General features: G+C 40.3%; 3 protein-coding genes. All 3 read left to right on the top strand.

The genetic code is table 11. From position 1 onward, the window contains the following. Nucleotides 1–134: 134 nt before the first annotated feature. The 3 genes from WKI42_RS07145 (at nucleotide 135) to WKI42_RS07135 (ending at nucleotide 12,845) form a co-directional block, all read left to right on the top strand. Complete coding sequence (locus WKI42_RS07145) at nucleotides 135–347, top strand: hypothetical protein (RefSeq protein ID WP_368081553.1); 213 nt, start codon at nucleotides 135–137, stop codon at nucleotides 345–347. Between the two features lie 180 nt (nucleotides 348–527). Continuing rightward, entirely contained in the window at nucleotides 528–9,404 is an 8,877-nt protein-coding gene (locus WKI42_RS07140) for a mucin-binding protein (protein WP_368081552.1), read from the top strand. 102 nt (nucleotides 9,405–9,506) lie between these two features. Beyond that, on the top strand, nucleotides 9,507–12,845 hold the full coding sequence (locus WKI42_RS07135) for a G5 domain-containing protein (protein ID WP_368081551.1): 3,339 nt from the start codon (nucleotides 9,507–9,509) through the stop codon (nucleotides 12,843–12,845). Nucleotides 12,846–12,982: the final 137 nt, after the last annotated feature.

Below are 12,982 nucleotides of genomic sequence, written 5' to 3'. Positions count from 1 at the left end.
TCTAGGCTCACTAGATTCACTGCTTCTATCTATTTATTCGGAAAAAGTAGAAAAAGAGTAGAAAAAATGCCAAATTGTCTCATTTTTAAAGAAATAAGTGTAAAAGTTAATGGAAATCTAAAAGCAAGCTGGGAATGAAAAACAAAGAGCAAACTAGGGAGCTAGCCACAGGTTGCTCAAAACATGGTTTTGAGGTTGTGGATGAAGCGACGCTGACGTGGTTTGAAGAGATGTTCGAAGAGTCTCAAAGCGCAGGACTGAGCTTGCTGATAGGAGGAAGCAAGTCCATCAGAGGTACACGACAGGGCAAGGCTGATGGGACTTCATCTTTGCTGTTGACTTACTGATGAGGGACTCCTAGCCTCCCTTTGGTTTTGGCAAAAAGAGTCGTCCATCTCCTAGTTTTCCATTCAAAAAGTTTGAAATTTCAAGCCGACTGGTGTATAATATGTTCATGAAATTGTATTCTATTATATAAGAAGTAATAGGGCACAATATATATATATATATATATATGGAGTGTAAGAATGAATCATCCAGAAAAACAATTAAAATACAGTATACGGAAAGTGAGTGTCGGTGCGGCTAGTGTTGTCATTGGGGCGCTCTATCTTTTGATGGGAGCTGGGATTGCTCATGCTGATGGTATGGAGTCGGCTAGAGAAGCTGAGAGGGCAGCAAACCCGACAGATCCAAAGCGGTCTGGAAATGGAGAGACAGGAAACAAGCCTAGCCTCGATAATACTGACGCAACAGCAAGCACCTATAGTGCTCCCGTAGCTGAAAATCCGCTAGTAGATCCAGAAAGTACGAAACCTCGTCCTCGTAGTAAAAGAGAATTACCTGATGGGGATACAGGAGAGACACCAGCTGGCAATACAGGGACTGAATCAGGAGACAATCAGCCAACAGGTGAAAACTCACCTGTACTGGATGCCAATCGTAAGGGTGAGACAGTAAAAGACGATCAACCTGGGGTAAGTGTACCCAAAGAGGGACAAGAGGGCGCTGATGATAAGAATGCCAATCTAAAATTTGAAGATCCTGGTAAAAATGCTACGGTTGAGTACATGTACAAAATCATCCAAAACATGCCGGATGACTTCCAAAATAACGAGCGCTCCTATCTAAGAAATATGGATACCCTAGGAGATGCGCTTAGGTTTAAAGATGGCAAAGTTAGTGAAGATGGAGACGGTGAGAAACTAAAAGATGGTGAAATTCGTGAAATCGACTCTTTTGGTGGTTGGAAAGCTATAAACGGCGGTACCTTCGCCATTGGTAAGAAAAATGCGCAGGGCTACTTCACTGGTTGGTACACCGACAAAGATGGAAAACGTCAAGAAGGTGGTATGCTGGGTTCTAACGCCCTTGACCAAATCTATGTTCACGAACAAGCCCTAGACCGTCGCTTCAAGTATATGCTCATGCTTGCTAAAGGGCGTACACGTGCCAACCGTACTGATAAAGCACAAGATGGTACTAAATATGACCCAAAAACGGCAAATAGAGATGAGAATAAAGCTAATCTTGCCAACTTACCTGTGAAAGAGAGAGACGATCAGCTTCAACACTCTCCAAACGTTGAAGGTTTCAATGGGATGGAAAAAACCTTCACTGCCTTCTCTACCAAATATGGAAGTCGTCTGAGAATCGACTTTGTGACAGGTTATATCTCAGACTTTGAAGGGTCAAAAGGAACCTACCGTATCGTGGTTACAGCCATCAAAAAAGGTGAGACTGACAATGCAACTAAAGAAGAAACTATCTATGACCACACTATCAACCGAATTGACGGAGTAGTAGAAAATGAAGAACGCTACAGTCAAGGTGTTGATTTAAGTGAGGTTAATGCCGTAATTAAAAAACATTTAAAGGACGAGTACACGAAAAAAGTTAATGCTCTTGCAGACGAACGATATAAAAGAGAACATCCAGAAACTAAGAGAGTAACTGTGCAACAAAGGAACACTGTAAAATCTGCTATTGAAAAAGAACTTGCTGAAAAAGGAGAAGCGATAGTTGAATTACCGATATATAAGGAGAAATTGAACGAAAAAAAATTTAAAAATGAAACTAACTTAATAACTAGTTATGCTACGTATGCAAATGCCCTAAATGGTGTATTAAAAAAAATGAAGGATTCGGAGGTTAAGAAAGACTCTCCAATATGGGAAGTAAGCGGTGAAACATATCCAGACAACCCAACATTAACTAAGTCTAAAGACCCAGACCGTGTCTATAAATTATTTGACTTTATATTACCAACTGCGAAAAAAATTATCTATCATGGTGATACAGATCAATTAGAGCTGGTCACAGATCCAGAAAAAGTGAAGACTCATCGTGCACAACTTAAGGCTAAGCTCACGGAAAAAGAAGCTCTGTTAAAGACGAATACGGATGAAACTCAAAAAACTAAGCTTAATCAAGAAATTTCTGGGCTAAAATCAGCCATTGGATCCACAAATGCTTATACTTACATGGAAGCTAGAAACGGTACAGAAGCAAAAATCCTTGGTTCACACATGGAAGCTACAGGGTATCCTGGCAGAAGTGTGCTAACGGAAGATGAATATAATAAAATACGGACCAATAAACTTGCCTTGGAGGCACAAGATGGTTCTAAAAAATTCACTAACTACTTTGTTGAAAAAGATAATGTTTCGCGTGATGGGGTTATTTCTGATGAAAAATTATCAGAAGAAATTACAAAAGCAATTGATGGCGATAAGGAAAAACTAGGTAAAGGTGGCTACTTCTCAACAGGAGATATTCCACTAGGCAAAGACGTTGTATTCTATAAAGTACAAGTGTTTGCTGAAAACGAAAAACGTGTTGGTGTTAACACCCTAAGTTCAAGACTTCAGTACAACTTGCCTATCCTAGCTGACTTTTCTGTTATCCAAGATACCGTTGAACCATCTAAAGAGGTAGCCAAACGGATCATTGATAAACAGGTGAAAGAGAAGAAAATCCCGAAAGAAGAAGGGGATAAGATAAAGGAAAAAATAGATAAGAGCAAGAAAACATCGGAAGTTAGAAAATCTATTTCAGGTAATGTAAAGGTTCGTTATGTCGATGAAAACGGACAAGATATACCACTATCTGATGAAGAAGCTAAAAAAGTTGGAGAAAAATCTGATAATGGTACCTACCTTGTAGAAAAAGAAGCCCTTATTGGGTCAAGCTACGATGTAACAAGTAAGAAATTACGTGGGATTACTACTACCGATAAAAAATACCGCCTTAAAAGATCTTTAAAGGATGGACTAGATAAAGATTCAGCAGCTGTTACAGGCTCAGTAACTTCAGCTGATAAGATTGTAACCTTTGTCTACGAAGAAGGGGAGCCAGCCAAAGCAAAAGCGGTTGTTCATGTGATGAAACAACAAGATGGAGGCACAACTGTTGAATTAACAGAACATAAGCTCAACCTTGAAACAGAAGTAGGCGAAGAATTCCCATCAACAGATGTTGATGCCAAAGTTGCTGCCTTGAAAAAAGCAGGTTATGAGATTGTTAGCAATACCTTTACAAATGGAACACCTGAGTCAAGAAAAGGTGATGACAAAGAGGATGTAGATGGACAAGAGCCAACGCAGTCTTATACGATTACAGTACAAGAACGTACAAAAGAAGTAACAGAACCGCCAACTCCAGACACACCGATTGACCCTGATATTCCAGAAGGACCAAAATGGCCAGCAACTGGCTTAGCAAAATCTGACTTAGAAAAAGAAGTAACAAGAACAATTACTTATGTTAAGAAAGAAAGTCCAGATGGAACTGAGGAGCCAAGTGGAATAGCAAATAAGATAGATAAGGTTCTATTCAAACGTACTGCAACATATAACTTGGTCACTAAAAAAATCACTTATGGGGAATGGACGGCAGCTACGGATGAAAGCCATCCAGCTAGTAAATTACCAGCAGTCGATACACCATTAAAAACTGGCTATGTAGCGGATATTAAACAAGTAGAAGGGCAAGATGCTCCAAAACCTACTGAGGCAGGGGCAGTCACAAATATCACAAGAAAAGTTGTATATACTAAAATAGGGTCTTGGGTGCCAAAAGTTCCGGATCAAAAAATACCGACACCGATTCCATATCCGAATGACCCAGACGATCCAACCAAGCCGAAAACTCCAACTTATCCAGCAACACCTGAGACTCCAGGAGAGACACCAAATCCTCAGCCAGGAGATCCAGGGACACCTGAAACTCCAGCAACACCACCAGTTATTCCATATGTACCAGGCTACACACCAAAAGTACCTACGGATCCAACACAACCAGAAAATCCAGATACGAATCCTTTAAAACCATTAGAACCATTGGATCCAAATGATCCTAAAAAGGGATACAAGGTGCCAGAAATACCTAGTGATCCTAAGAAGAATAAAGAGATAGAGTATGTGCCAAATCCACAAAAAATCCTGATCAAGGTTGTCAATATCACGACAGGGAAAGAAGTGGAAATGCCAAAAGAAAAGCTGGAATTTAGTGGCGTATCCGACCAAGTAGTTGAGGATGATGATAAAACTAAAGTTGATAACAAGATAAAAGCCCTGAAACAACGTGGTTATACTGTGGAGAACACCAATCCTATCACGACAACTACCAAGTACGATAGAGTAGATGATGCTACTACGGGAGAACCATCTCAGACCTATAAGATAGTTGTTAAAGAACCAATCAGCATAGATACTGACAGTAAAACTGTAACACGTACGATTACATACGTGAAAAAAGACCTTGTGGATGGTGTAGAAGTTCCATCTGAAGCACATGCAACAGTTACAGATACAGCAACATTCAACCGTGAAGTCAAGTTCAACCTTGTTACAGGAGAGACGACCTATGGTAAATGGAGTAAAGCACAAACCTTAAACAAAGTCGCATCGCCAGTCCTATCAGGCTATATAGCAGATAGAGCGGAAGTTGGAGAACGTGAAGTAACAGCTACAACTGAAGATATTCAAGAAGAAGTGGTTTATACTAAGATTGGGACTTGGGTACCAAATCTCCCATCAGGAGAAACTCCAATTGACCCAATCCCTTATCCAAACCATCCTACTGATCCAACCCAACCCGGTGATCCGACACCAGGAGTGATTCCATATGTGCCAGGCTATACACCAAAAATTGGGGACAAGCCATTAGAACCAAAAGTACCAGAAGACCCAAGTCAAGGCTATACACCGCCAAAACCAAGCGATCCTAAGTCTAACACAGCTGTCACCTATGAACCAGATCCACAAAAGGCATTGGTCAAAGTCGTCAATACCACAACTGGAGTGGAGGTGCGCTTATCAGCAGAAGATGTCAATCTTGAAGGTAAAACTGCAGAAAAGATTTCAACAAAGGAAGTGCTTGCTAAGATTGCGGACTTGGAAAAACGTGGCTTTGTTGTGGAGAATAAGGACGAGGTAGTCGCTGAGATTACCAAGTCAAGCTTTGATAAGCAAAAAGACGAAGAAGGCAAAGACCCTTCCCAAGTATTCACGCTAAAAGTTCATGAAAAAGTGGTAGAAGTAACAGAACCACCAAGTCCAGAGACACCAATCGACCCAGACACTCCAGATGTTCCTAATGATCCAACTATTCCAAGATGGACAGAGGACCTAATCAAAAAACTGGATTTGGAGAAGAAGGTTACACGTACGATTACTTATGTTAAGAAAGACACTCCAAATGGAGAAGAAATCGCAAACGCAAAACCAACTGTAACACAAACAGCTCACTTCAAACGCAGTGCAACTTATAATGTAGTGACGAGAAAGGTTGTGGAATACAAAGCTTGGACAAGTACAGATAGTCAGCTTGCAGAAGTGAAAACAGAAAAACTAGATGGCTATGTAGCGAACAAGCTATCCGTAGCGAGTGTAACAGTCACTGAGACTTCAAATGATTTAGTAGAAAAAGTTATTTATACCAAATTAGGCGCGTGGATTCCGAAAATACCAAAAGGTGTAGTGCCACCAGAAGGAACCGATACGGATCCAAAACCTTACCCTAACCACCCAACGGATCCAACCAAACCAGGTGATCCAACAGATCCAAATACACCACATGTTCCAGTGATTCCCTATCTGCCAGGATATACGCCAAAAATTGGGGAAACACCGTTACAACCAAAAGTACCAGGCGATCCAACAAAAGGCTATATTCCACCAGCAGTACCGACAAATCCTGATACAAATACGGATATAAGCTATACAGCTGATCCACAAAGAGCGGTAGTGAAAGTCGTAAACGTTAAAGAAGGAAAAGAAATACCACTACCAAACGATACGGTAGCGATCGATAATGGCTCAACAGATGCAGATATTCCGAAAGATGGCGTGAACAAGAAGATTGCAGACTTGGAAAAACGAGGCTATGTCGTAGAAAACAAAGACTTATTAGATAATCAAAAATTTGATACTGTTAAGGATCCAGATGATGGCGACCCAACACAAGTCTTTACACTGAGGGTTCATGAAAAAGTGGTGCCAGTAACACCGCCAACGCCAGACAAGCCAATTGAACCTGGAACACCGATTGATCCAACGACTCCAGATAAGCCAAATGATCCAACCATCCCACGATGGACAGAGGACTTGGTGAAACAGTTGGACACTAAGAAGGAAGTGACACGTACAATTACGTATGTGGACGAAGACGGCGCTAAGGTCACCTACACAGCTAATGGTCAAGAAACGACAGATGCAGTAACAGATAAAGTAACCTTTACTAGAACAGCGTTCATCAATGTTGTCACAAAAACCATTACTTATGGAGAATGGACAGCTGTAGATAATGACACTACATTTGCTGCGGTACTATCTCCGATGGTCAAAGGTTATGTCTTAAAGGCCAACCAAGATACACAAGGTGGTTTAGTAGAGGCAAGTGGAGCAAGTGTAGTAGCAAGTGAACATCTAAAAGCAGACTCTGCAAATCAAGAACTTAAAGTAGTCTATAGGAAATTAGGCGCTTGGATTCCGAAGGTGCCAGGTGTAGAAACACCAACACCGCTCCCATATCCAAATCATCCTACTGATCCAACCAAACCAGGTGATCCAAGGGATCCAAAAGTACCAGATGTCCCAGTCATTCCATATGTACCAGGCTATACACCAAAAATTGGGGAAACTCCACTACAACCAAAAGTTCCAGGAGATCCAACAAAAGGTTATATTCCACCAACAGTACCAACAGAACCAGGAACAGATACAGAAATTAGCTATGTTCCTGATCCGCAGCGAGCATTGGTTAAAGTCTACAATGTGAAAGATGGAGTGAAGATACCACTAGAAAATGACACTGTAGGCATCAATGACGGTAAAACGGATCAAGCTATTCCAACCAAATCTTTAGAAGATAAAATCAAAGAGTTGGAAGAACGTGGCTACACTGTTGATAACAAGGATTTGTTGAAAGGAAAAGTCTTTGATAACCAAAAAGATCCAGAAAATGGAGACCCAACACAGGTATATGACCTCCTTGTCAGAGAGCGGATAAGCCTTGATACAGAGACAAAAGCAGTCACCAGAACGATTAAATACGTTAGAATTGAAGAACAAAATGGCGCAGAAGTAGAAGTTGAGAATGCACAACCAACCAATACTCAGACTGTAAACTTTAGTCGTGACATCAGTATAAACTTGGCTACAGGTCGCATCAGCAATGGAAAATGGAGTGAAAAACAAACACTAGGAGAAGTGAAGACTCCAGTGTTAGAAGGCTATCTAGCGGATAAAGCCAAGGTGGAATCTCGTGAAGTAACAGGAGATAGTGAATCATTCGAGGAGAAAGTGGTATACAGAAAAATTGGTTCATGGGTGCCAAAAGTACCAGGAAAAGAAGAACCAACACCAATTCCGTATCCAAATGATCCAGATGATCCAACTAAGCCTAAAACTCCAGATTATCCAACTACTCCGCCACAACCAGGTCAACCAGTACCGAAAGTGCCAGTGATTCCATACGTTCCAGGATATACACCAATGGTTCCTACAGATCCAACAAAACCAGTAAATCCAAATACAAATCCACTGAAACCGTTGGTGCCAGTAGATCCTGAACATCCAGAAAAAGGTTACAAGGTACCACCAGTTCCGGAAACACCAAATGATCCTAAGATGGATACACCAATCGAGTATACACCAGATGGACAAAGGGCTATTATCAAATTTGTTGTCGTAGGCGAAGATGGAAAAGAAACGGAGCTTGAAACTTCAAGAATCACAGTTACTGGTAAGACTGGAGAGAAAATCCCAACAGAAAACTTTAATGATACATTGAAGAAACTAACAGGTGACCCAGTTAATAATGGTGACTACGAGTTAGTAGACAATCCATTGAAAGATGGAGAGACATTTGATACGATAAAAGACCAAGAAGGAAACGAACCTTCTCAAGTCTTTGTTGTGAAATTACGTCAAATCGATGTCCTTCCACCAACACCGAGAATTGTCGAACGTCCAAGTGGAAGTACTGTAGAAGTTGGCGTGCCAAATAAGGACGCAGATACGCTTATTATCAAGTATACGGACCGTGGTAAGTCAGAAACGGATCCTAAGAAAGAAATCATCACCAAGAAAGACAAAGATGGTAGCTGGAGGATTGAAAAAGCTCCAGATGGCGTTACAATCAATCCGACAAATGGTCTTGTTTACATTCCAAGTAAGCAAATAGAACCAAAAACATGGGTAGATACGCAAACTAAACATAAATATAAATTTAGTAAAATTGTTTCAGTTATGCCAACTATTTCTGATGTAAAAGATTTCAAAGGATTGACAGAATGGATTGACGTAAATGGTCATGTATTAAGACCAACTGAAGATGGTTTCCATGAGAAAGGTCGAATTGCAAATCATGTTTGGTTGGAAAGTCGTTTGGAAGGAAATAAAATTACCCATATTTTCTTTGCAGGTTCGCCATCTGTAGACAAGCCAGAATATAAAATTACAGTCTGGTTTGATAAAGATGGCAATCCACTTAAACCAGACCAACCAGGCACTCATGAAGCTGGAAATATTCCTGGATACAGATATATTACAACTGTAACGATGGATGGTATTACGATTCATAAATTTGAAAAGATACCACCAGTTCCAAATAGACCTGAGGAGCCAAGACCACAACCAAATCCAGAGCATCCAAATGTTCCGACACCAAGTCCAGAACTACCAAACCCAGAGACTCCAATACCAGAACCAGATACTCCAAGTCCTGAAACTCCAGTGAATCCAGACCCAGAAGTTCCGACTGATGAGAAAGGTAAGAGAGAGGAGTTGCCAAACACAGGTACAGAAGCGAATGCTACCTTGGCTAGCGCTGGTATCATGACCTTGTTAGCTGGTTTAGGACTAGGATTCTTCAAGAAAAAAGAAGATGAGTCCGAATAATATAGAAAATGTTGCTTCCTGCCAAAAGTTGGATGAATGATCTGGCTTTTGGCTCGGAGTCAACAATCTATAAACTAAAATAAATATTAAATTGAGGAAAATATGTCAAGATTATCAACTAAGAATAAAAAATATGCTTTACGTAAAATCGGAAAAGTTTTCGGTTCCTGTGTAGTGGCGACTGTCATTACCCTAGGTGGTGCTGCCATCATGGCGCCAAGTGTTACAGTTTATGCTTCAACTAATATATCGGGGGGGGGACCTGAGAATATTGAAGATTTGTCGAGTTCAGATTCTGGTTATGAAGTTATTATTCCAAAAGGTAAGAAATACATTCGAAATGATGAAAGTGACAATCAGACACCAAAACTCATAGACCCAGGTTATAACGGGCGAAGTTTTATTTTACCTAAAGAGGGAGAGGACGATTATTTTCTTGAACATCCAATGTCAAAGTTGTTTACAGAATTGTATGACAAAGATGAAGATGGTACTGTTAATGATGAATACAAAGATCCTAAATATCCTCATGTGGTTGACTCAGGGTTAACTGGTGATGAACAAAATAAACCGGGTGTGTGGAAATACAATCCAGATGGAAAATATAAAGCTAGTGATGGGCAAATTGATGACCAAGATACCATAGTTATTGCTCGTAAACCTATCACGGTTGATGAGAATGCAGATGAAAACGTTGTTAAGGAAGATGGCTCAGTAGTATTATCATCAAACTATAGAATCCATGTGAATGAAGGGGATCATATAGATAAAAAAGACGACGTTTACGAAGTTGGAACAAAACCGAAGGAAAAAGTAGAAACAACTCCTAAAACAACTCGTTATGTAGGAGATCCTGATACTCCTTATAATACCAAAGTAACATCTGTTGATGGTCATGATGGTTCAGTTACTAAAAAGACAACTTATGATTTAGATGAGCATACAGGTGAGGTCACTCCAAAAGAAACAGTTACTACTGTAGAGAAAGAAGACAAAGTTGTTAAAGTTGGTAATAAAGAAGTCACAACTGAAAAAATTGATATTACGCCCCACTATACCGCTGATCCAAGATTAGAAAAAGATAGACAAGAAACAGATAACAATGGAACGGAAGGAACTCGTGAAATAACGAAAGTCTATGAAGTTTCACCAACAACTGGTGATTTGTCTAATCCAACAAGAACAGAGAATGTTACTGTGGCTATGGTTCCAAAAGAAGTTCGAGTCGGGAATGTTGAGAAAGAAGTGGTTGAGACTGAAATCACAACTCGTTATATTCCTGATGAAACTAAAACTCGTGATGAGCAAAAAGTGGTAACTCCAGGTTCAAAAGGGGTTCATACAAAAACTACGACTTATAGTGTTGATCCAAACACTGGTGAGACACATACTCCTGTTGTAACAGAAAACGATACACCAATGGAGCAAAAAGTAGTGAAAGTTGGTATCAAACCTGTAGAAAAAACAGAGATTATTGACATTACGACTAAGTATATCCAAGACCCAGACCTAGACTATGGACAAACGGTTATTGTCAATCCAGGTTCAGAAGGAAAAATTGTAACAACTACAACTTATACTTTAAATGAACAAGATGGAACAACTACTGAAAATCAACCAACTGTCCAAAAAACAGAAATGGTACAAAAAGTTGTTCGTGTTGGAGTAAAACCAAAAGTTGAAGAAAATCCAATTCCATATACAACACGTTATGTAGAAGATAATACAAAAGATAAAGATTACCGAGAAACTACACAAGCGGGTGTAAAAGGGAAAGAAACAACAACTACAACCTACACAATGGATCCAAACACAGGAACTGTGACAGAAAACAAGCCAACAACGGATACAGAACAACCAACAGAAGAAATTATAACAGTTGGAACAAAACCAAAAGTAGATGTAACTCCTGTCCCATCTCCTAAGAGATACGAAAAAGATCCAGAGCGCGAAAAAGGACAACCAAACCAAGAAATCCCAGGGAAACCAGGTATGTCTACAACGACTACAACCTATGAAGTAGATCCAAAAACAGGTAAGGTTACAGAAAAAGTGGGCGACCCAGTTGTGGTAGAACCAACAGAAACTGTAGTCAAAGTCCCAGCGAAGGATAAAGTAGTAACAGAAGAAATTCCAGTTGTAACAGAGTATGTAGATGATCCAACTCTTGAACCAGGAAAAGAAAAAGAAGTAACACCAGGTCAACCAGGTGAAAAAACAACAACGACTACTTATACTGTAGATGGAAAAACAGGTGATATTACTGAAAAGACTACAACTCAAATTACCAAAGAAATGGTAAAAAGAATGGTTAAGAGAGGACCAAAAGAAGGAACTCCAAGTCAACCAGAACAACCAACCGCTCCTGAGGAAGCACCAGCTCAACCAGGTCAACCATCTGAGCCTGAAGACCAACCAAATCTTAAGGTAGCTCCGCCGACTATCGCTATTGTGGAAGAAGCGAATAAAGCAAGTATTGAAGTCAAAGCACCTAAGAAAGATGCGGATACAGTCAAAATCACCTATCCTAAGAGTGATGGTTCTGGTAATGAAGTTCTGACTCTTACCAAGCAACCTAGTGGCGAATGGACGTTAGATAAACAACCTGAAAATGTTACATTAGACAAGAAAACAGGTACTGTAACCATTCCACGAGAATCAGTTGTCAATAAAGAAAAAGTCCAAGCTCAAGCCAAGCATAAAACGAGTGGTTATACTCCGTTTGTATACGCTGCTTTATCAATCGAAGAAGCAACCCCAGAGTATCCAATAACGCTATGGGTAGATACAGCAGGTAATGAGATTAAGAAAAAAGTAGAAGGCCAAAAAGTACAGGCTGGCGAAATTGCAGGCTACAAGTGGTTATCTAGTCGCTTAGAAGAAGGTATTTTGACGCATACATTTGAGAAAGTAGCGAATGGAACTCCAAGTTCACCAGAAAGCTCAACTAGTCATCCAAGGACTCCATCAAGTTCGCCATCAACTTCAACGCCAGAAAAACCAAACAAAGCTGAAACTCCAGCGGTTCGTACAGTATGGCGCGATGAAAACGGAAAAGACTTGAAAGTGCCATCAGTTGATAAGCAAGAAGCAGGTGAAGTTCCAGGCTATGAATTTGTTGAGAGTCACCGTGAGGGAGATAACTTGACAGTTCATGTGTTTAGAACTAAGCAAGCTCAAACTCCTGCTCCAAAAGACCAAACTCCAAGTCCAGAACAAGCTGCAAGCCCAGCACCATCTAAAGTTTCAGAACAAAGAGGTGAAGCAGTGGCTACAGCTACATCAGAAAAGACAGTAGATAGTGCAGCATCTACAAAAACATCTGATAAAGCAGAATTGCCAAACACAGGTACAGAAGCGAATGCTACCTTGGCTAGCGCTGGTATCATGACCTTGTTAGCTGGTCTAGGATTAGGATTCTTCAAGAAAAAAGAAGACTAAAAACTCATAGTTTTTAAGAAGATGATTCGTCATCTTCTTTTTTTGGCTCATTGTCAACTGTAGTGGGGTGGAGAAAAGCTAATACTCTTCGAAAATCTCTTCAAACCGCGTCAACGTCGCCTTACCGTAGATATATG

The organism is Streptococcus pseudopneumoniae (assembly GCF_038148935.1).
GTDB classification, from domain to species: domain Bacteria; phylum Bacillota; class Bacilli; order Lactobacillales; family Streptococcaceae; genus Streptococcus; species Streptococcus pseudopneumoniae_U.
This window is presented reverse-complemented; position numbering and strand designations above follow the sequence as displayed.